This is a genomic window from Xanthomonas fragariae (assembly GCF_900183975.1).
Lineage (GTDB): Bacteria > Pseudomonadota > Gammaproteobacteria > Xanthomonadales > Xanthomonadaceae > Xanthomonas > Xanthomonas fragariae.
In genome coordinates this window covers 419,288-440,095 of sequence record NZ_LT853882.1, presented here as the reverse complement: position 1 = coordinate 440,095, position 20,808 = coordinate 419,288, and the positions used below count along the sequence as shown (strand labels likewise).

Below are 20,808 nucleotides of genomic sequence, written 5' to 3'. Positions count from 1 at the left end.
TGTTCACCTCGGCCAAGCCGGCCAGCTGCCAGCTGGCCAATTGATCCTCTCCGTCCCGACGCTCAGTGCGTCGGGACGGCAGGTTCGGCGTATCGACCGACCGGCCTTGCACGCGGCTCGAAGGCCGGCACGGCGACGTTCTTGGCCGGCTCCCCGTTCGCGTCCCAGACCACCGTTGCGGTGTGGAATTCCTCGCTACGGGTCATCACGCCGACCTTGTGGTCAGTAGCTTCACCACGTTGGGCGCATCGGGATTTCAAGCGAGCACCCCGACTTGGCCGTACCACGCCACCGGTATCTCGGCGGGCAAACACCGGTCCGGGCATAGCGTGTCCATCGCGCTGCACCAGCACCCGTAGCGCACCGACAGGCAACGTGCGCACCGCCGGGCGCGTTCGTTCGGTGGAATGCGCCGGGCAGATCCGCGCCGACATCGCCAACGCCTGCCCGCCCACGTCCCGATCGCTTTGTGCCTGCGCCATGACGCCACCATTACCACGCCTGCGATCACGCCCAACCACTGCATCCTGAATGTCGACATGCTGATTCTTTCACTGACCAATGATGCCGGTGCGCTGTTGGCACCGGTTGCCAGACAGTAGGGGCAACAAAAGGTAACGGCGTGTTCCGGAATCGGTGGTCGATCCCCAGCAGGCAGGGGATTACACTGATCGGCCCGATGAATGCCTCTCCCCTCCATTTGTTGTTCAGCACCTGTCCGGATGCCGACAGCGCCGATCACATCGCGCATGCGTTGCTGGACGAGCGGCTGGCTGCCTGCGTCACCCAGCTCCCCGGCGCGCAGTCGCTGTATCGCTGGAACGGGGCGATCGAGCGCAGCCAGGAAGTGCAGTTGCTGATCAAGACCTGTGAAGACCGCCTGCACGACGCCATTGCGCGGCTGCAAGCATTGCATCCGTATGAACTGCCGGAAGCGGTCGCTGTCCAAGCCAGCGCCGGGCTGTCGGCGTATCTCGATTGGGTCCGGGCTGAAACCCGCAAGGAATCCTGACATCCATGAAGTCTCTGTCCCGCTGGATCGCCCGCTGCGCTCTACTGACCGCCCCCTTGTTCGTGGCGCCCCCCCCGGCACAGGCCGCGGTGACCGAGGCCGACCTGCTGCCGGTGGACCAGGCTTTTACGCCGAGCGCGACGGCAAACAGCCGCGAGAGTATCGCGCTGAGCTGGAAAATCGCGCCGGGCTATTACCTGTATCGCCACCGCATCAGCGTCAAATCCGGGCAAGGCTTTACCGCCGGTGAGCTGGCGCTGCCGGAAGGCGAGAGCAAGCACGACGAGTTCTTCGGCCAGGTGCAGATCTACCGCAAGCAGCTGCAGGCCACGCTGGCGGGCAAGGCCGAACCTTCCTTGCAGACCGCTGTTTTGCAGGTGCAATACCAGGGCTGCGCCGATGCCGGCGTGTGCTACCCGCCGCAGCGGCGCGAGATCCGCGTGAGCTTGCCCAATGCGCAAGGCGGCGGTGCCGCCGCCAGGGCGTCGGCTGCAACCTCTAACCTCGGTCAACAGCGCGAAAACCTGGGGGCGTTGGTGCCGCGCGCTCCAGCAGGCCCGCGCCTGTTCGGCAGCCCCGGGCGGGCCGCCGGCGTGGACGCATTGCCGCTACCGGCCGAGCAGGCCTTCACCTTCGAGGCCATCGTCGGCGACGGCAACCGCCTGTTGCTGCGCTTCACTCCGGCGCCCGGCTACTACATCTACCGCGACCGCACCTCGCTGGCACTGGAAGGCGTCGGTGGCGTACGCACCGGCCTACCGCGCTGGCCGCAAGGCGAGTCGCATCGCGACAAACATTTCGGCGATGTGGTGGTGTATTTCGGCCAGGCAGAAGTCACTCTGCCACTGCTGCGCGACCACGCCGACCCAGCCCATGTGACGTTGGTGGCCACCTTCCAGGGCTGCCAGACCGATGGCATCTGCTATCCGCCGATGACCCGCCGTGTGGCGCTGGACCTGCCGGCCGGCACGGTGTCGCCACAGAACCAGGCGCAGGCAGCACCGCTGATGATTTCACCGCTGGCAGCCGGGCAGGCGCCGACCGAACCTGCGCCTGTGCCGACGCGTGGCACCAACGCCAACCTCGCCGCAGACGCTTCGGCAGACAATCCGCAGCGCACCCAGCCACCGCATACCGACAAGGGCCTGCTGGCGATGCTAGCGCTGGCCCTGCTGGGCGGATTGGTGCTGAACCTGATGCCCTGCGTGCTGCCGATCCTGTCGCTGAAGGTGCTGGGCCTGGCCCACAGCGGCGAAAGCCGCGGCCACGCGCGCAGCCATGCCATCTGGTATTCGCTAGGCGTGCTGGTGTCGTTCGCCGCCATTGGCGGATTGGTGATTGGTCTGCGTGCGGCCGGCCAGGCTGCCGGCTGGGGCTTCCAGCTGCAGCAGCCATGGTTCGTGGCCGCGCTGGCGTATCTGATGTTTGCGGTTGGCTTGAGCCTGTCGGGCGTGTTTACGCTCGGCAGCAACCTGGGCGGCATCGGCCAATCGTTGGCTGCACGTAACGGGCCGCTGGGCGACTTCTTCACCGGCGTGCTGGCCTGCGTGGTCGCCAGCCCCTGCATCGCCCCGTTCATGGGCACCGCGCTGGCCTACGCATTCACCGCGCCCGCGCTGCTGGCGATGCTGGTGTTCCTGGCGTTGGGCCTGGGTCTGGCGCTGCCGTTCCTGCTGATCGGCTTCATCCCTTCGCTGGCGCGCCGCCTGCCCACGCCCGGTGCGTGGATGGAAACGCTCAAGCAGGTGCTGGCGTTTCCGATGTATCTCACCGCGATCTGGCTGTTGTGGGTGCTGGGCAAACAACGCGGCGTGGATGCGCTGGCGTTGATGCTGGTCGGCGCCACCTTGCTTGCCCTGGGCCTGTGGTGTTTCGAGCGCAGCCGCTGGAAGAGCAATCGTCTGGGCATGCGCCTGGCCAGCGTGATGCTGGTGCTGACCCTGGTGCCGGTGATCGCGGTGACCCGCCTCAGCCTGCCAGTCACCACCGCTGCCGAAGGCGTAGTCGCATTCTCGCCGCAGCTGCTGGACCGCCTGCGCGCCGACAACCGCGTGGTCTTCGTCAATATGACCGCCGACTGGTGCGTGACCTGCAAGGCCAACGAAAAGAACGTGCTGAGCGGCGCCGACTTCCGCGACGCGCTGCGCCGGGTCGATGCGGTCTACATGAAAGGCGACTGGACCAACGTCGACCCCAAGATCAGCACCTTCCTCGACCAGCACCAGGCCGTCGGCGTCCCGCTCTACGTGGTATACGGCCCCGGCGCACCACCGGCGGTGCTGCCAACGGTACTGACCAACGCCATCACCGAAGATGCGTTGCTGCGCGCTGCGCGTTGATTGTACGCATTGCCCGAGTGCAAATTTTGGATACGGCAATTGGCTACGGCAATCACGCCGCGTCGCCAGAGACAAGCCCGGCTAAGAGCGACTCACACCAGGTAACAGGCGGCCGTCGGGTGGGTACAGACGGCCCGCACGAGCGGGAGTGTCCGCGTGATACATGCCGATTCCGAGCACCGACCACGCCCACTTGGCGGCTGCGCAGTAGTTTTGTTAGCTAATCTAAACAAAAACCCCGCCGGTTAGGACGGGGTTTCGTTATCTAAAAGTGTCATCCTGGATCAGAGCTTGGGACCTTCATGCGCGCTGCGTATGCTGAGAAATTCAGAAGCCACGACGTCCCCCCCGCCCTGAGTGGCAGCCGGGTTTAGAGTCCGGGGGTAATGATATCGGTGTTGGCCAGATGTTGGGCATACGCAGCTGGTGTCATGCCGCCGATTGCTTTCTTGGGTCGGTCCTCGTTGTATTCGCGTCGCAATCGCTCGATCTCGGTGCGTGCATGCAGCAACGTCGGGAACCAGTGTTCGTTGAGGCATTCGTCGCGCAGCCGGCCGTTGAAGGATTCAACGTAGGCGTTCTGGTTCGGTTTGCCCGGCTGGATGAGCCGTAGCTGCACACCACGGGCGTGCGCCCAGGCGACCATCGCCCTGCCGCAAAACTCCTTGCCGTTGTGCCCCGAGGGCAGGCTTCGCGCTCAGTGCGGATCACCTGCGGCAGGCCACGGCTGTGTGCCAGTCGGTCCAGCACGCGCGCAACGCCGTGTCCCGAGATCGCGCGCTCCACGTCGATGGCGACCGCTTCGTGGGTTGCGTCGTCCACGATCACCAGACACTTGATCACCCGGCCTTCGGCGGTGCGGTCGAACACGAAGTCCATCGACCACACCTGGTTGGCCTGCGATGGCCGCAGCAGCGGTTGACGCTCGCCCACCGGTACTTTTTTGCGCTTGGCGGCGCCGGACCTGCAGCTGCTGCTCGCGATACAACCGCTCCACGCGCTTGTAGTTCACGATGCGCCCTTCCTGTCGCAGTTTGAGATAGATCATCCCCACGCCATAGCGGCGATGGCGATGCGCCAGCGCAAGAATGCGCTCGCGTAGCTCAACGTTGCGGTCTTCGCGCGGGCAGTAGCGCAGCGCACTGGCGCTCATGCCGATCGCCGCCAAGGCGCGACGCTCGCTGGCACCGCACCCGATCCACTCGCGCACCAGCGCACGACGCGCGGGTGCGCTCACCACTTTTTTCGCAGTGCATCCTTGATCAGGTCGTTTTCGAACAGCTGCTCGGCCAACAACTTCTTCAGCCGCGCGTTTCACGCTCATCCCGCCGAACTTGCTGCGCCACAGGCAGTACGAGGCCTCACTGAAGCCATGGCGCCGGCACAGGTCTTTGATCGCCACGCCTGCTTCGGCTTCGCGCAGGAAGCCAATGATCTGCTCTTCGGTAAAGCGCTTCTTCACGTCCAATCTCCTCGGGGTAGGGAATTGGTCGCCCCTGAAAAACCCCAACCACCCAACGACCGCAAGGCCTTGATGTCTGCACCGGCGTGCCAAAACTACCAGTGTTCGCTACGCTGAAGGCTGGTTTCTGGCAATTTTCACTCATGCGTACACGCCGTCCTGCTGCCGAAGACAGACCCGCCGCCGAGTTGTTTCGTTCGTGGCTGGAGAACCAGATCGATCTGCGTCATCCGCTGGCGCGGCTGCGCCAACGGATGCCGTGGACGGCGTTGGAGCAAGCACTTTCATCGCGCTTGCCGGCCACCCAGGCCGGTGGCGGTCGGCCGGCATTGCCGGTGCGGCTGATTGCCGGTTTGCTCTACCTCAAACACGCCTACGACCTGTCCGATGAAGCGGTGTGCGAGCGCTGGCTGGAGAATCCGTACTGGCAGTTTTTCACCGGTGAGGTCGTGTTCCAGACGCGTTTGCCGTGCGATGCCAGCTCGCTGACGCGCTGGCGGCAGCGCCTGGGTGAGGCCGGGATGGAAGAGCTGCTGGCGCACACCATCAACGCCGCGCATGCGATGCAGGCGGTGGACGCACGCGAGTTGTCGCGGGTGATCGTGGACACCACGGTGCAGGAAAAGGCGATCGCCTATCCGACCGACAGCCGTTTGCTGGAGGTGGCACGCAAGAAGCTGGTGTTACTGGCCAAGCGGCACAGCATCGGATTGCGGCAGAGCTACGCGCGGCAAGGCCCGGCCCTGAGCCGCAAGGCAGGTCGGTATGCGCATGCGTGCCAGTTCAAGCGGATGCGGCGCGTCCTGCGACGTCAACGCACAGTGCTGGGACGGCTCGTGCGCGACATCCAACGCAAACTCGATCAGGTAAACACCGGCGTGCGCGAGCGCATCGCTGTCTGGCTGGAACGTGCGCAACGGCTGTACACGCAGCGTCCGAAGGACAAACAAAAACTCTACGCATTGCATGCCCCGGAAGTGGAATGCATCGGCAAGGGCAAGGCGCGTCAAGCGTACGAATTCGGCGTCAAGGTCGGCATTGCGGTCACCGCCTGCAAGGGATTGGTCGTGGGTGCGCGCAGCTTCCCGGGCAACCCGTACGACGGCGATACCTTGGCCGAGCAGCTGGAGCAGACACGCGGGTTGCTGCAGGATGTGAGCGTAGAACCGACGGTGGCGATCGTGGACCTGGGCGATCGCGGGCGCGAAGTCGATGGCGTGCAGGTCCTGCATCGCGGCAAGGCCAAGACGCTGACGCGACGGCAATGGCGCTGGATCAAGCGACGGCAGGCGGTGGAGCCGGTGATCGGACATCTGAAAGACGACTGCCGGTTGCGTCGCTGCAGGCTGAAAGGTGCCCAAGGCGATGCGCTGCACGTGCTCGGCTGCGCGGCCGGCTACAACCTGCGCTGGCTGCTGCGCTGGATCGCGTTTTTGCGTGCCTGGATGCGGGCGATGGGATGGTCATCCTTGAGTGCCGTGCCGCTGTCACCGACGGCACTTGGCGCTTGACGGGGATTTTTCAGGGACGACTAATCAGAACAAAATTTGTAAAATTCACCTTTCGCAGAAATCTAAATTTCTTTTTACAGAACCATCGACAGATGAATCACAGAACCATCGACAGATGAATCAGTGACGCACCATCGCCCAACTTTCTTTTTTAAAGTTATTTTAACCGCGACGGAGTGACTTTTACTACATTCCGCAGATAGATGAAATTCGGCGTACCCGCTATCTCCGATAACTTTGATACGAACGGGAAATATTTTGACACGGACAGAGGTCGCCCCTCCACTGCCACATATTGCCAAAGATTCATTTTTAATATAATTAATGGAAGTTTCTGCCGCCCTTCCATTAATTATTACAATCAAAACCCCCGCGAAAAATATTATAAGTACCGAAATTAAGTAAAATATTTTTATTTTTTCTTCATAATTAACCTTTAATGTCTGTAAGGGCGCCCGCCATGTAGAGTTAACTCGACGCCTGCGGAAGCTTCTGCATTTATTCCTCCGCTATCTCCCAGAGAGCCAGATGGCTGAAAATCACCATATGGTGTCAATTTCGATTTGTCTGACGGCGTCCACTTCCCTCCTCCATATAGCTCAATTCCTGCTTGTATAAAGAGTGCATGAAAACCGACTTCACCGTACCCACCAAGGCCAAAGCCTCCATTGCTACAGGGATTTGATCCTGACGCATTTCCAAGAGGTTCAAATGAAATACCACCGCCTATACCGACACCGGCACGTATGCCAATAAAACCACCGGAATTTTCATCCTTACCAAAGAAAAGAGCTCCTCCAAAAAAATCAAATATTGATATAGTCACTTTCCAGAGCCCTAGAGCGTGTTATGAACTTTGAAAGAGGGTGGCTGCATTTCCAAGCATCAGGATCGTGAAGACGACGAAGTGCAAACCGGCCAAGGTTTCCGGCAATCGCTCGTAGTCGCGTGCCAGCCGTCTGAAACGATTGGCCCATCCGAAGCTGCGCTCGACAACCCAACGGCGCGGCAGCAAGACAAAGCCTTTTTTCGCTTCTTGCAGCTTGATCACGTGCAACTCAATGCCTTCTTCCGTGGCCGCCTGCGCCGGTTCTTGACCGGTGTAGCCCTGATCAACAAAGGCGATCTTGACCGTTTCACCGGTCACGTGTTGTACCTCTTGTGCCAACGATCGGACTTGCGCGCGCTCCTGCTCATTAGCCGGCGTCACCTGGACAGCGAGCAGATGTCCAAGCGTATCGACCGCCATGTGTACCTTGCTGCCTTTCTTGCGTTTATAGCCATCGTATCCAGCACGCGGCCCGCTTTCGCAGGTGGACTGCAGCGTGCGAGCATCGAAAATGACCGCGCTCGGCTGGCCTTTTTTCCCTTGCGCCACACGCAAGAGTGAGCGCAGATCACTGACCATGGCCTCAAAGCAGCCCGCTTGCAGCCAGCGCTGTGTTTGCTGATACACCGCTTCCCAGGGCGGAAAATCGTTGGGAAGCAATCGCCATGGTGCGCCGGCGCGCGCGATCCACCGCAGTGCGTTGAACATCGCGCGTAGCTCATACTTGCGCTGCGGTGCCTGCACGTCCATCAGCGTCAAATAGGGAGCCGCAAAGGCCCATTCTTCGTCGGAAATATCGGTGGAATAAGGCTTACGAGGCTTCATCCGTATACGTTAGCGTGACAAGGGCAAAGTTCATAACACGCTCTAATGGATCATTGTATTGCAGCGGACTATCCTTGACATAGATATATCCGTTTACTCCTCCAGCTAGCTTAATCGGATCCTCACTAATAAACCGCCCCCACTGCGGCCGATAATACCTCGCCCGGTAGTAATACAGGCCACTCAGATCCTTCTCCCGCCCCGTGTACTGATATGGGTTGGTATAAGCCGTACTGCTCTGCGTCGTCGCACCATACGGATCATACTCGTACCGCTGCACGACATTGCCCGCTGCATTCGTCAGCAGGCGCGTACTGCCAAGGTGGTCGGTCAGGAAGTACGTCCTGCCGCCCGTGTCGTTGCGTGCATAGCGCTGGTCGATGCCAAGACCGGTCAGGATCGGATTCACCGTGCTGCCTTGTGTTTCCTGCACGGGGTCTTGGCCGTCATACAGATACTGCGTGCTCGTGCCGCCTTCCGTCTTGACCGTCCGCCGTCCCAGCGCGTCATAGCTGAAGCTGGCGATCGTTGTGCCGCTTTGCTGGATCTTGCTCAACCGGTCGCGGTCGTCCCAGATGTAGCTGCGGCTGCCGTCGTTGAGCAGGTGGCCGCTTTCGTCATAACTCAACGCAACGTTGTTGGCCTTGGTCTGCCGGTTATTGTCGTCGAAGCTGTTGCCACTGCTCGCCGTTGGGAGTGACTGCGGTACATGCGTGCCGGTCTGCGCAACCAATTGGCCCACGGTGTTATAGCCATAACCCAAACTGCCCAGCGCCGCCTGCCCGGCCTTGCCCCAGGCCAGGCCGGTGACCTGATTGGCGTTGTTGTAGGTGTAGGCCGTTTGCACGTGGTTGGGCAGGGTTTGGGTGATGCGTCGGTTGGCGGGGTCGTAGGCGAAGCTCACCTTCTCGGTGCCTTGGGTAATCTCCGTCAGGCGGTCGGCGGTGTCGTAACCATAGACGACTTGCGCCTGGGTGGCCGCCTGCATCTTCGTGCGACGGCCCGCTGCGTCGTAGCCGTAGGTGATCGTCCCTTGCGGGCTGTTGGCGGCCGTGATCTGATCGAAGCTGTCGTAGCTCCAGCCCAGCGTGCCGGACACGCTGTCGGCCAACGCCACCATCCGGTTACCGGCGTCGTAGCTAGCCGTCACGCTGCCGCCCATGCCTGGGAACGTGGTCGTGGTCGACCGGCCCAGCGCGTCGTAAGCATAGGTGGTGACACGGTTGCGCCGGTCCGTGTAGTGGGTGACACGGTCCATCTTGTCGTAGGTCCAACGCTCCACCTGGCCCAGTGCGTCGGTGCGGGTTACGCGACGATCACGCGCGTCGTAGGTAGACGTCACGCCGTTGCCATGCGGCAACAGGATTGCCGCTACATTGCCGTTGGCATCGAAGCCCGTCTGCACGGTATTGCCCAACGGATCGATCGACTTTACCGCCCGACCCAGCACGTCGTACTCCAGGCGCGAGAGGTTGCCCTGCACGTCCTGGGCAGCAATCATCCGCCCCAGCACGTCGTAGCGGAAATACACATTGCGCTCGAGTGGATCGCTGATCTGGGTCAGGTCTTCGCCGGTCCAAATGAAGGTGGTGGTGTGATTCAGAGCATCGGTCAGTGTGAGGCGTTGCCCTGCAGCGTTGCAGGTGGCGTTGGTCACGTTGCCCAGGGGGTCGGTCACCGAGGTCAGACAGCAGGCCGTGTAACCAAAACGGGTCGTGCGGTTGAGCGGGTCGGTCATCGACGCAACATCGCCATCGGCGTTGTAAACCAATGTGGTGGTGCGCGCCTCGCTGGTGCCTGCCATCGCCTTGATCTGCGTCTGACGACCGCTGCCATCGTAGGCATAGTCGGTACGCCACCCGAGCGGGTCGATTTGGGCGCGGCGTGCCATAGGCGGCAGTATCGGTCTTCGGATAACGGGTCGCTGGATCAAACACCACCCGTCGTTTGCTACCGTCCGGCCTGGTGATCTGATACGCCCAGGGTTCCGTAGACCCTCAAGACCCTCGTTGCGCGTAGCGCCGTTCAAACTCTACAGGGGACAGGTCGCCAGTTGAATCGTGGCGGCGGTTGGGGTTGTAGAACATCTCGATGTAGTCGAATACCTCGGCGCGAGCGGCGTCCTTGGTGGAATAGGTCCGCCGCCTGATCCGCTCGCGTTTGAGCAGTCCGAAGAAGCTCTCCACGGGTGCGTTGTCGTGGCAGTTGCCACGCCGACTCATGCTGCACACCACGCTATGGGACGCCAGGAAACTGCGCCAGTCATCGCTGGTGTAGACAGACCCTTGGTCCGAATGAACCAAGCAACCAGCGTTGGGTTTGCGCCGCCACACCGCAGACAACAAGGCCTGCACGACCAACTCGGTGTCGGCCCGATCGCGCATCGCCCAGCCGACGACCTGCCGGGAAAACAGATCGATCACAACAGCCAGGTACATCCAGCCTTCATGCGTGCGGATGAAGGTGAAATCGCTCGCCCAGGCCGTGTCCGGCTCAGTCACGTCGAACTGTCGGTCAAGCAGGTTGGCCGCCGCCTTGCACTGCATTCCTCCATGGAAGCGCGGTTTGCGACCATAGCCCACCTGGGCACGCAGTCCCTCGGTGCGCATCAGCCGATGCACCCGATGGCGACTGCAACGCTCACCCAGATCGCGCAGATCCCTGGTGATCTTGCGATGCCCATAGACACTGCCGCTGGCCAGCCAGTGGTGCTTGATCAGTCCAAGCAAGCGCTCATCTTCCTTGGCGCGCTCACTGTTGGGCGAGCACAACCAGGCGTAATAGCCCGACCGGTTGACCCGCAATACCCGGCACATCGCACACACCCTGAATTCCCCACAGTGGGCTTGCATGAAGGCGTACTTTGCCCTTACCCCTTGGCAAAGTACGCGGCGGCCTTTTTTAGGATGTCGCGCTCCTCGGTCACTCGACGCAACTCTGCCTTCAGCCGCCGAACCTCGGCGCTCTGGTCCACCTCGGCGCGCTGCACCACGCCAGGCTTGCCGAACTTGCGCAGCCAGGCGTAGAGGCTGTGCGTGGTGACACCCAGTCGCTCCGCGACTTCTGCCACCTTGAAACCACGATCGGTCACTTGCCGGACCGCCCCAATCTTGAATTCATCCGTATACCGCTTGCTGCTCATAGACACCTCCGAATTGACCATTTTCCATGGCCTTGAGATGTCTAGGAAACCCTGGGCTTATCACGAACCTGTCGCGGACGACGCAAGGTTATCAGGAACCAGAGGCGTTAGCTGACTTGGGTAGGCAACCTAGCGTTATTCAACCAGCTCCGCCGCCTCAACGCTGTGCTCGCCGCGCGCCGGCGCCAGCGCGGCTTTCACTATCGCTGCGGCGATACCTGCGGCAGGATTGATGCGGAAGCGGTGCGGCAGAACCGGAGCTAGCGCACCCAGCACGAGGCTGGCGATGTGCTCGCCGCTGCGGCGTTCTTCGCGTTTGCCGCCGATCAGGCCGGGGCGCACGAAGGTGAGCGAGGGGAAGCCGACCGTGCGCAGGTCACGTTCCAGTTCGCCTTTGACGCGGTTGTAGAAGATGCGTGATTGCGCATTCGCACGGGCCGCCGAATTCAGCACGAACACCGAAGTACCCTGTGCGCAGGCCGCGCGGGCCAGCGCTATCGGATAATCGTGATCGATGCGATAGAACACCTCGCGCGAGCCAGCTTGTTTCATCGTGCTGCCCAGCGCACAGATGGCCGCTTCCATGCGCGGTGCGGTCCAGCTGTCCAGGCGATCGAAATCGATCACCTGGTTGCGCAGTTTGGGATGGAACTGCGTCAGAGGCCGACGTGTGATCGCCACCACGCCGGTGCAGCGTGTATCGGCCAGTAGCTGTTGCAAGACATGTTTGCCGACCAGGCCTGTTGCGCCTGCCAACAACACATCCATCAGACCACCCCCGCCATCAGCGCGCACCGTCGGAGACGATGCGCGCACTGCTGGCGATGCGATCGCGCTCTACCGCCAGCAATGTCAGCGAATGCGCAGGCGCCTTCCATTCGCTGCCGCCGGCCACCACACGGCCGCCATGCCGCGCGGTATCCACCAGGACGCGCCAATGCTCATCGTGCATCGTCGGCAGCGTGAACGACACGCTGATGGAGGCGGCATTGATCAGCATCAGTAGGGTGACGTTGGCGGCGATCTCGCGCAGGCCGGTGGCTGGCGCGCGGCCGTCCAGACGCAGCATCAGTGCGCGTGCTTCCGGGTCGTGCCAGCCGGCTTCGTCCATTTCGTTGCCGTTCGGCGCCAGCCAGGTGAGATCCTTCAGGCCCAGCGTTTCATCGAACTTGCCGTCGAAAAAACGCGCACGATGCAGCAACGGGTAGCGCTGACGGATGCGGATCAATCGCCGCACGAACGCCGCTTGATCGGCGGCCGCAGCCTTGGTGACCGCCGTCCAGTCGATCCAGGTCAGCGCGTTGTCCTGGCAATACGCGTTGTTGTTGCCATTTTGGCTATGGCCGAATTCATCACCGGCCAGCAGCATCGGCGTGCCCTGCGATAGCAGCAACGTGGCGAGCAGATTGCGCATCTGCTGACGGCGCAGCTGCTTGATGGTCGGGTCCTCGGTGTCGCCTTCGACGCCGTAATTGGCCGAGATATTGTGGTCGCTGCCGTCCCTGCCCTCTTCGCCGTTGGCCAGGTTGTGCTTACCTGCGTAACTGACCAGATCGCGCAGCGTGAAGCCATCATGCGCAGTAACGAAGTTGACCGATGCTGTCGGACGGCGACCGCTGTGGTTGAACAGGTCCGCCGAGCCGGTCAGGCGCGTGGCCAACTCGGCCAGTTGGCCACCATCGCCACGCCAGAACGCCCGCACGTTGTCGCGGAATTTGTCGTTCCACTCCACCCAACCGGGCGGGAAATTGCCGACCTGATAGCCGCCCGGGCCGATATCCCAGGGCTCGGCGATCAACTTGGTCTGACTCAACACAGGGTCCTGGCGCACCGCATCGAGAAAGCTGCCCGACGGATCGAAGCCATAACGCTCGCGGCCGAGGATGCTGGCCAAGTCGAAGCGGAAGCCGTCCACGTGCATTTCCTGCACCCAGTAGCGCAGCGAATCCATCACCATGCGCAGCGCACCGGCATTGGTCAGATCGAAGGTGTTACCGGTGCCGGTGTCGTTGATGTAGAAGCGGCGATCGTCGGCCAGACGGTAATAGCTGGCGTTGTCGATTCCCTTGAACGACAGTGTGGGCCCGAGTTCGTTGCCTTCGGCGGTGTGGTTATAGACCACGTCCAGCAGCACTTCCAGCCCGGCGTGGTGCAGACGCGCCACCATCTGTTTGAACTCGGCCACTTTGCGCGTTGACATGTAGCGCGCCTGCGGCGCGAAGAAGCCGAGCGTGTTGTAGCCCCAGTAATTGCGCAGGCCTTTTTCCAGTAGATATTGATCGTCGACAAAGGCGTGTACCGGCAACAGTTCCACCGCGGTGACGCCCAGTGAGCTGATGTGGTCGATCAGCTCGTCGGTCTTCAATGCCGAGAAGGTGCCGCGATTTTCCGGCGGCACCGCCGGGTGCAGCATGCTCAATCCGCGTACGTGGGCTTCGTAGATCACCGTGCGATTCCAAGGCGTCTGCGGTGGGCGATCCTGGCCCCAGGTAAACGCCGGATCGATCACCGCAGATTTGGGCATGAACGCGGCACTGTCGCGGCGATCGAAGCTCAGGTCCTTATCGCGATGACCGATGGTGTAACCGAACAGATGCGGCGCCCATTTGAGCTCACCGACGATCTGCTTGGCGTACGGGTCCAGCAACAACTTGTTGTGATTGAAACGATGACCGGCGTCGGGCGCGTATGGCCCATGCACGCGATAGCCGTACAGCTGGCCGAGGCGCGCGTCGGGCAGATAGCCGTGCCAGACCTCGTCGGTGTATTCGGGTAGCACCAGACGCTCCTGCTCACGGCCCCGTTCGTCGAACAGACACAGTTCCACGCGGGTGGCGTTGCGCGAATACAGCGCGAAGTTGACGCCTAGGCCATCCCAGGTGGCGCCGAGCGGATTGGGACGGCCTTCGCGGATGCGCGAGCGCTGCGTGAACTTGCGAGTGGCCATCAATAACTCCTCAGAACATTGAACTCAAACGATGTGCGATTGCGGATGCCTGTCCACGCTTGCATGGATCGGCCTGCGGCTAACAGTGGCTGACAACACATGGCGGGCGGTCGCCAGGCATGTGCGGATGGCGCGCTCGGAACAGGAGTGTACGGAGGTAATGGCGATTCCGAGTACCGACCGCGCCCGCCTGATAGTGACCGCTGTCGTTGCTAGCCGCTCTTAAGCTGTACAAGGTGACAACGGCACCGTTACTGGCGTGCAGTGATCGGCGTGACAGCATGCTCGGCGGCTTGCTCGGCTGCGCGTTCTTCGGCATCCACCAACCGCTCGGCCATGGCCCAGTGGCGGTCTGCATGCCCATCCGGGCGCCCTTCGGCCTCCCAGATCTCCTGTGCCAACTGGCGAAGCCGCGCCTGCCGTTCCGTGTCGTTCATTGCTTAGGTTCTCTCAGGGGGTCAACAACACTGCCACTGGCGCACGTGCAAACAGCGTGGATACCGCCACGCGGCCTCGCTGCGGCTGCAGCGTGCTGCCATCGAGCACATTACGATACGTGCCCTCCGGCAACGCCAACGACGCCTGACCCCAGGTCGCCGACGGCACCAGCAGCGGCAGATCGCCGTCGCTCTCATCGCCGGCACCCAGCCGCGTCACTGCGACCACCAGCGACTGCCCGCGGTACTGCCGACGGAACGCCAGCACCTGCGCATCGCCACGGACGGCCGCGTTCAACGGCTGATAGTCGCCCTTTGCAAACAGCGACGGATATTCGGCGCGTAGCTGCAACAGCAGCGCAGTGAGACGTGCCTTGACCGCACCATCGCGCCAGCTGCGCAGCAGGGTATTCCAGTCGCGTGCCTGTTCCAGCCACTGTTGGCGCTGCGCGTAATCGACCGGGCGGCGGTTGTCCGGATCCACCAGCGACAGATCCCAGCCTTCGGTGCCCTGGTACAGATCGGGCACGCCGGGCACGGTCAGGCGCAGTGTGGTTTGCACCAGCGCATTACGCGCGCCGGCAGCGGCAATGTGATTGCTGGCGCGCAGCAGCGCGCGTCGCAGCGGCAGTCCGGCGCGGCTGCACAGCACCTGCTCCACGGTGGCTTCTACGGCATGTTCATAGGCCGGCGAACCATCAGTCCAGCTGGTGTGCAGCTTGGCTTCGCGCACCGCCTTGAGCAGCCATTGCCAGACGCGCTCGGCGTAGGCGGCGAGCGGCTCGGGCTGATCGGCGCCCAGGCCGATCGGCCAGGCTGCCACCAACGTCTGCCACAGCATCTGCTGGTCGCCACCAGCCAGGGCCGGCGATTCCAGTGTCTCGGTCAGCGCATCGAACTGGGTGCTCTGCTCGATCCACCACCGCGGCTGCTCGGACAGCACCGCCAACCGCATGCGCAGGTCTTCGCCACGCTTGTGATCATGGGTTGCAGTCGCCAGCAGCGCGCGCGGGTAGTGCTTGGCGCGCTCCTGATTCTGCGCATGGAACTCGGCAGCTTCGTTGGCGAAATGGGTCGGATGGCTGCCGACCTCATTGCGCGACAACAGCACACCATGTCGATAGAAGGCGGTGTCTTCCACTGCCTTGGCATTCAACGGTGCGGACAACTGCTCCACGCGGCGACGCAGGATGCGACGCAAGGCGATCTGTGCGCGGTCGGCACCCGCGTCGTCGAGCAACCAGCGCTCGATCGCATCCACTGCCGCCACGATGGTCTCCGGCATGCTCTCGCGGGCACGCGCGGCGGTGGCGCGCAAGCGTTCTGCCTCGCTGCCGGCCACGCCCTTGGCGCCGGCATAGGTGCGGTACATCGGGAACCAGCGCAGCAACACGCACAGGCCGCGCGCCAGCATCTGCGGGCTGAACTCGCGCGTCGGCGGTTCCAGTCGCGCCAATGCCGACAACGCACCAACGGCGCGATTGAACTCAGTCTGCAACGGGCCGCGCAACATCTCGTCGCGCGCGGCGCGTTCTTCCTGTGCAAAGTCGCCACTGCGCCCACTTACGCGCTGCCAGGCACGCGCCAACGGCTTGAAGCCGGTCGCGTCATGCAGGAGGCCGCCGACCTGGTCCATGAAGTCGTATCCGGTGGTGCCATCGCAGGGCCAGTCGGCCGGCAGGTGCTCGCCCGGTGCGAGAATCTTTTCCAGATACAGGCCGAGCGTGCCGGGCTTGAGCCCGCGCGTGCGGCCAGCCGCATCCAGCCGGCTGCGCAGCTTGCGCACGTAGCCGGTGGGGTCGGTGAGCCCGTCCACGTGGTCGATGCGCAGACCATCCAGATGGCCTTCGGCCACCAGCCGCAGCGGCAATGCATGCACGGCATCGAACACTGCCGGCAGTTCCACGCGCAACGCCACCAACGAGGTGATGTCGAAGAAGCGGCGGTAGTTGAGCATGTCGTTGCCTACGCGCCACCAGTTCAACCGATACGGCTGACGTTCGATCAACTTGTGCAGACGGCCATCGCCACGCTTGGCGCCGTCGTTGTAGTCGCGCAACCATTGCGCACGCGCGGATGTTTCCGGTATCTCCAGCGTCTGCAGACGGATCGGGTAACGCTGGTCGTAATGGGCCAGTGCCGCGCTGCCATCGTCTTCGACCACCAGGGTGATCAGGCCTTCGGCAAGCGCAGTCGCATATGGGCGATCCAGCACCGCCAGCCACAACTTGCCGTCGCGCCCCGGGGCGCGCCAATCGATATCGAACCAATCGGCATGCTTGGCGCTGCGGCCATTGCGCAGCACATCCCACCACCACGCGTTTTGGGCATGCGTGGCCATGTGGTTGGGCACGATGTCGGCGATCAGGCCCATGCCGTGTTCGCGTACTGCCTGCGACAAGGCGATCAACGCCGCTTCGCCACCGAGCTCGGGATTGACCACGGTCGGGTCGATATTGTCGTACCCGTGCGTGGAGCCGGGCACCGCCGTGCCGATTGGCGACAGGTAGAGATGGCTGATGCCGAGCCCGGCGTAATACGGCACCTGCGCAAGCGCAGCGTGCAGGGTAAAGCCGGCATGCAGTTGCAGGCGGGCGGTGGCACGTAGATCGATCATGGATGCGGTTCCGATACGGCCGCGACGCGACGCGCCTCGGCAACGCCCTGCAGCGCCGTGCTCAGGCGCGCATGCGGCAAGGGGTCGGGCAGGCGTCGACGCCAGTTGGGATGGACCTCGACGGTGCCCGGCAGATTGGGTTGTTCTTCCAGCGCCAACGCGTCTTCCACCGGCAACAAGGCAAGTGGCGAGATGCTGGTGGCGATGAAACGCAGCGCGCCCAGCAGCGGATCGTCGGCACTGGTCAGACCGGCGCGTTCGACTGCGGCATCCAGACGCGCCAAGTCCTTGGTACGGGCCTTGGCGTCGTCGGTTGCCTGGTCGGGCTGGATCAATTCCAGCTTGCGTCGCCACGCGATGTCACGGCCTTGCCGCCAGCCGGTCAGCGTCGGCAGGTCGTGCGTAGTGGTAGTGGCGATCGCATCCGGGCGCCATAAGGCTGGCGATACGAATGCACCGTCTTCGTCGCGGGTAAACATCAACACATCGATGCCCATCACCCCGCGTCGCGACAGTTCTTCGCGAATGCCCGGCGGCACCACGCCCAGGTCTTCGCCGATCACGATGGCGCGATGCCGCCACGATTCCAGCGCGAGCAGATTGAGCAGATCGTGCAGCGGATAGGCCAGGTACGCGCCTTCATTGGAGCTGGCCCCTTCCGGCACCACCCATAGCCGCATCAGGCCAAGAATATGGTCGATACGAATGCCGCCGCGATCGCGCAGCACTGCACGCAACAGCGCGATATACGGCGCATAGCCGCTACGTCGCAACGCGGTGGGCGAATACGCACCGATGCCCCAATGCTGACCATCGGCATTGAAGGCATCCGGCGGCGCGCCCAGCACCAGCCCACGCAATACGGTGTCTGCCGCGGCCGCGGCTTCGGCGCCATTGGGATCGAAACCAACCGCCAGATCGGCGATCAAACCGATCTTCATGCCGCGCTGGTGCGCCTCGCGTTGCGCATCGGACCAACTACGCGCCGCCAGCCATTGCGTGAACACATGCAACTGCGGATCGTTGTCGCCGAAATCCTGCGCGGCAAAACGTGCAAAGCCATCCAGCGCATTGCCGGCCTGGGTACGGAAGGCAACCAGATCGGCGTGATCGGACGGCACGCGGGTGTACAGATGCCGCAGCAACGCCCACTTGGCTTGCGCGGACGCAGGCCAATCGATCAATGCACCGGTGTGCAACGTGTCGAAGCGTTCGCGCAGGCCGGGCACCTCGTTGATCGCGTCCAGCGCCAACTCGCCAATGATGCGCACCGGCGCAGCATGCAACGGGTCCAGAAAGCGCCGATCGCTGGGCGAATACGGGCTGTAAGCGCCGGTGACCGGACGCGAGGCATGCACCGGGCTCAATGCCAAGGCATCGGCGCCGGCCAATGCCGCTTGCCGCAACCATTCGACGGTGCCGGCGGCATCGCCGATGCCCCCATCATCCGGGCTACGCGCCGAATACACCTGCAACGCCATGCCCCAGGCACGCGGCGACGGCTGCCCACAGGCATCGGCCACGCTGAAGCAGCGTTGCGGTGCGACCGCGACCTGCTGAACGACATTGCCGATCTGCAGCGTCCAGTAACCATAGCGCTGCGGCGCGCGCAGCTGTCCTTGCGCATCTGCACGCGCTTGCTCGCTGGCGCCGCTGTCGTCAGTCCAGCGGCCGCTGGCATCGGCAGCAACGCGCAGCGGCAAGCGTTCGCTCACTTGCACGGTCAGCAGCGGGACCGGCTCGGCGGCTTGCGCCTTGCGGCGGCGCAGGCTGTCTTCGCATTGTGCCGCGGTCGCAGCAGGCAACTCCAACGCGGTGAGCACCGCATGTATCGACTGCTCGGAGACCTGACGCGGCTGGTCGCTGGCGTCCACCCAATCCACCATCACCCCGGCCGCAGCGGCCAGGGCGTGCAATGCGTCCGCGCTCATGCCCGATCCTCGTGCCAGGCGATAAAGCCATCGACCGGCAATTGCTGCGCATCGGCATCGACGTTTTCGGCATGCGCCACACACCCGCGCAACGGCGGCAGCGGCACTGCCACCTTGCCCACGTTGAAGGCGATATGCCACAGCCCGTCCGGCAACTCCCACGTGGCCGTCACCGCGCCATCGGCCAGCACGCTGGCACGCACGGCGCGCGCTTGCGCAAGACCCGGCACCAACCACTGGCGACGCACAGCCAACAGTGCAGTGAACCACGCCGTCCACTGCGCGCCATCGCCATGCGCAGCATCGTCGATTGGCGAACGCGAGGCCGCGAAGGTGGCCTGGCTGTTCGGGTCGGGAATGGTGGCGCGCTGGGCCTCATCGGCGAACGCAGCGAAATGGGAGAACTCGCGGCGGCGACCTTCACGCACCGCATCGTCCAACGGCGGGCCAAAGTCGGTGAAGAACAGGAACGGCTGTTTGGCACCCCATGGTTCGCCCATGAAAAACAGCGGAATCATCGGGGTCAACGCGGTCAACGCCAACGCGGCGCGCAGCCGTTGTTGCGATACCAACACGCTCAAGCGTTCGCCACGCGCACGGTTACCGATCTGGTCGTGGTTCTGTGCAAACACCACGAACTTGTACGGCGGCAACGCGCCGCTCGGTTCGCCACGCACATGTCCGCGCGGATCCAGCTGGCCTTGATACGCAAAGCCCTCACCGAGCACACGCGCCAGATGCTGGGTCGGTTGATCGGCGAACGCGGCGTAATAACCTTCTTCTTCGCCGGTCAGCAACACATGCAAGGCGTTGTGGAAGTCATCGTCCCATTGCGCGGTGTAGCCGAGTTGCAGCTGCGACGCCTGATTTGCCTCGTTTTCCAGCACCAGATGCACATGCCGGCCGGGCGGCCGGCTGGCCTCCACGGTCTCGCGCAAGATGTCCAGGAATGCGTTCGGCGAGATGGCATGCACTGCGTCCATGCGCAGGCCGTCCAAGCCGTATTCGTGCAGCCACATCAGCGCGTTGTCGAGGAAATAACGCTGCACCGGAAGCTTGCGGAAATCGATCGCCGCGCCCCACGGAGTGGGCTTGTCTTCGTTGAAAAACGCAGCGGCGTAGCTGTGCAGGTAATTACCGTCCGGGCCGAAGTGGTTGTAGACCACATCCAGCAACACCATCAGGCCATGCCCGTGTGCGGCGTCGATCAGCGCCTTCAGTTCGTCCGGGGTGCCATAGGCTTGGACCGGTGCGTACGGCAGCACGCCGTCGTAGCCCCAGTTGTGCGCGCCGGGAAACGCGCTCAACGGCATCAACTCGATTGCGGTAATGCCCATCGCCGCCAGCTGCGGCAACTGCGCCTGCACACCGGCATAGCCGCCGCAGGTGCCCACATGCAATTCGTAGATCACCGCCTCATCCCATGGTCGTCCTTGCCACTGGGTGTTGTTCCAGCGGTAGCCGTCAGTGCGCTGCACTGCGCTGGAGCCATGCACGCCGTCGGGCTGCCAGCGCGAGGCCGGATCCGGCACCGGCTCGCCGCCATCGACGCTGTAGCGATAACGCGCATCTGCCGCGCAGTCGATCACTGCGCTGAAAAAACCGTCTTGTCCCGCTTGCAGCGCGACCCGCGCGGCATCGTCGAAAACCACATCCACGCTGTTGGCATCCGGTGCCCAGAGCGCGAAGCGCACCTGTCCCTCACCCGCCGGCCAGGCGCCCCAGGCCGGTGTGGTTACGTTGCGCTCGTTCATTG

14 protein-coding genes, 1 other RNA gene and 1 pseudogene are annotated in these 20,808 nt (G+C 63.1%); 3 read left to right on the top strand and 13 right to left on the bottom strand.

Annotated elements, in window-relative coordinates; all coding sequences use genetic code 11:
• Nucleotides 1-62: 62 nt before the first annotated feature.
• A complete protein-coding gene (locus tag PD885_RS20330; protein WP_108817064.1) occupies nucleotides 63-482 on the bottom strand; it encodes a hypothetical protein in 420 nt (139 codons plus the stop codon).
• Nucleotides 483-679: 197 nt separating this feature from the next.
• Here PD885_RS20330 and cutA point away from each other — a divergent pair, with 197 nt between their 5' ends.
• Nucleotides 680-1,012: a divalent-cation tolerance protein CutA gene (gene cutA / locus PD885_RS01985; protein ID WP_002804280.1), complete on the top strand. Its 333-nt coding sequence runs from the start codon at nucleotides 680-682 to the stop codon at nucleotides 1,010-1,012.
• Between the two features lie 5 nt (nucleotides 1,013-1,017).
• A complete protein-coding gene (locus PD885_RS01980) occupies nucleotides 1,018-3,351 on the top strand; it encodes a protein-disulfide reductase DsbD family protein (RefSeq protein WP_088056619.1) in 2,334 nt (777 codons plus the stop codon).
• 89 nt (nucleotides 3,352-3,440) lie between these two features.
• Here PD885_RS01980 and PD885_RS01975 read toward each other — a convergent pair.
• A non-coding RNA gene (locus PD885_RS01975) (sX9 sRNA) lies at nucleotides 3,441-3,516 on the bottom strand.
• A gap of 205 nt (nucleotides 3,517-3,721) precedes the next feature.
• Nucleotides 3,722-4,813, bottom strand: a pseudogene (locus PD885_RS01970) (IS3 family transposase).
• A gap of 143 nt (nucleotides 4,814-4,956) precedes the next feature.
• Here PD885_RS01970 and PD885_RS01965 point away from each other — a divergent pair.
• Nucleotides 4,957-6,324: an IS5 family transposase gene (locus tag PD885_RS01965; protein ID WP_088056618.1), complete on the top strand. Its 1,368-nt coding sequence runs from the start codon at nucleotides 4,957-4,959 to the stop codon at nucleotides 6,322-6,324.
• Nucleotides 6,325-6,760: 436 nt separating this feature from the next.
• On the opposite strand, the gene PD885_RS20325 is transcribed toward PD885_RS01965, so the two are convergent.
• From PD885_RS20325 to treZ, 10 genes are all read right to left on the bottom strand, one after another.
• Nucleotides 6,761-7,150, bottom strand: a complete 390-nt coding sequence (locus PD885_RS20325) for a hypothetical protein (RefSeq protein ID WP_108772804.1) — start codon at nucleotides 7,148-7,150, stop codon at nucleotides 6,761-6,763.
• A gap of 21 nt (nucleotides 7,151-7,171) precedes the next feature.
• Entirely contained in the window at nucleotides 7,172-7,978 is an 807-nt protein-coding gene (locus PD885_RS01960) for an IS5 family transposase (RefSeq protein ID WP_002801519.1), read from the bottom strand.
• Nucleotides 7,965-9,869, bottom strand: coding sequence for an RHS repeat-associated core domain-containing protein (locus tag PD885_RS01955; protein WP_231895764.1), 1,905 nt, complete (start codon nucleotides 9,867-9,869; stop codon nucleotides 7,965-7,967). The genes PD885_RS01960 and PD885_RS01955 overlap by 14 nt, the downstream gene beginning before the upstream one ends.
• Nucleotides 9,870-9,975: 106 nt before the next feature.
• Nucleotides 9,976-11,120, bottom strand: a protein-coding gene (locus tag PD885_RS01950) for an IS3 family transposase (RefSeq protein ID WP_088056617.1) whose coding sequence is annotated in 2 segments (ribosomal slippage) — nucleotides 9,976-10,883 and nucleotides 10,883-11,120 — 1,146 coding nt in all. Because the reading frame shifts where the segments join, the coding sequence is not laid out codon by codon here.
• A 135-nt stretch (nucleotides 11,121-11,255) separates the two neighbouring features.
• Nucleotides 11,256-11,888: an NAD(P)H-binding protein gene (locus tag PD885_RS01945; protein WP_040762385.1), complete on the bottom strand. Its 633-nt coding sequence runs from the start codon at nucleotides 11,886-11,888 to the stop codon at nucleotides 11,256-11,258.
• Nucleotides 11,889-11,904: 16 nt separating this feature from the next.
• Nucleotides 11,905-14,067 (bottom strand): glycogen debranching protein GlgX, encoded by a 2,163-nt coding sequence (glgX, locus tag PD885_RS01940; protein WP_002804565.1) that lies wholly within the window; start codon nucleotides 14,065-14,067, stop codon nucleotides 11,905-11,907.
• Nucleotides 14,068-14,318: 251 nt separating this feature from the next.
• Nucleotides 14,319-14,504, bottom strand: coding sequence for a DUF2934 domain-containing protein (locus tag PD885_RS01935; protein ID WP_002804564.1), 186 nt, complete (start codon nucleotides 14,502-14,504; stop codon nucleotides 14,319-14,321).
• Nucleotides 14,505-14,517: 13 nt separating this feature from the next.
• Nucleotides 14,518-17,121: a malto-oligosyltrehalose synthase gene (treY, locus tag PD885_RS01930; protein WP_002804563.1), complete on the bottom strand. Its 2,604-nt coding sequence runs from the start codon at nucleotides 17,119-17,121 to the stop codon at nucleotides 14,518-14,520.
• Complete coding sequence (gene malQ / locus PD885_RS01925) at nucleotides 17,118-19,052, bottom strand: 4-alpha-glucanotransferase (protein WP_002804562.1); 1,935 nt, start codon at nucleotides 19,050-19,052, stop codon at nucleotides 17,118-17,120. Before malQ ends, treY begins: the two co-directional genes overlap by 4 nt.
• A complete protein-coding gene (gene treZ / locus PD885_RS01920) occupies nucleotides 19,049-20,806 on the bottom strand; it encodes a malto-oligosyltrehalose trehalohydrolase (RefSeq protein WP_002804561.1) in 1,758 nt (585 codons plus the stop codon). Before treZ ends, malQ begins: the two co-directional genes overlap by 4 nt.
• Nucleotides 20,807-20,808 lie beyond the last annotated feature (2 nt).

What these genes read in the sequence shown, in the direction of transcription:
- PD885_RS20330 (WP_108817064.1), bottom strand. Translation starts at nt 482, where the DNA reads ATGGCGCAGGCACAAAGCGATCGGGACGTGGGCGGGCAGGCGTTGGCG.
- cutA (WP_002804280.1), top strand. Translation starts at nt 680, where the DNA reads ATGAATGCCTCTCCCCTCCATTTGTTGTTCAGCACCTGTCCGGATGCC.
- PD885_RS01980 (WP_088056619.1), top strand. Translation starts at nt 1,018, where the DNA reads ATGAAGTCTCTGTCCCGCTGGATCGCCCGCTGCGCTCTACTGACCGCC.
- PD885_RS01965 (WP_088056618.1), top strand. Translation starts at nt 4,957, where the DNA reads ATGCGTACACGCCGTCCTGCTGCCGAAGACAGACCCGCCGCCGAGTTG.
- PD885_RS01960 (WP_002801519.1), bottom strand. Translation starts at nt 7,978, where the DNA reads ATGAAGCCTCGTAAGCCTTATTCCACCGATATTTCCGACGAAGAATGG.
- PD885_RS01955 (WP_231895764.1), bottom strand. Translation starts at nt 9,869, where the DNA reads ATGGCACGCCGCGCCCAAATCGACCCGCTCGGGTGGCGTACCGACTAT.
- PD885_RS01945 (WP_040762385.1), bottom strand. Translation starts at nt 11,888, where the DNA reads ATGGATGTGTTGTTGGCAGGCGCAACAGGCCTGGTCGGCAAACATGTC.
- glgX (WP_002804565.1), bottom strand. Translation starts at nt 14,067, where the DNA reads ATGGCCACTCGCAAGTTCACGCAGCGCTCGCGCATCCGCGAAGGCCGT.
- PD885_RS01935 (WP_002804564.1), bottom strand. Translation starts at nt 14,504, where the DNA reads ATGAACGACACGGAACGGCAGGCGCGGCTTCGCCAGTTGGCACAGGAG.
- treY (WP_002804563.1), bottom strand. Translation starts at nt 17,121, where the DNA reads ATGATCGATCTACGTGCCACCGCCCGCCTGCAACTGCATGCCGGCTTT.
- malQ (WP_002804562.1), bottom strand. Translation starts at nt 19,052, where the DNA reads ATGAGCGCGGACGCATTGCACGCCCTGGCCGCTGCGGCCGGGGTGATG.
- treZ (WP_002804561.1), bottom strand. Translation starts at nt 20,806, where the DNA reads ATGAACGAGCGCAACGTAACCACACCGGCCTGGGGCGCCTGGCCGGCG.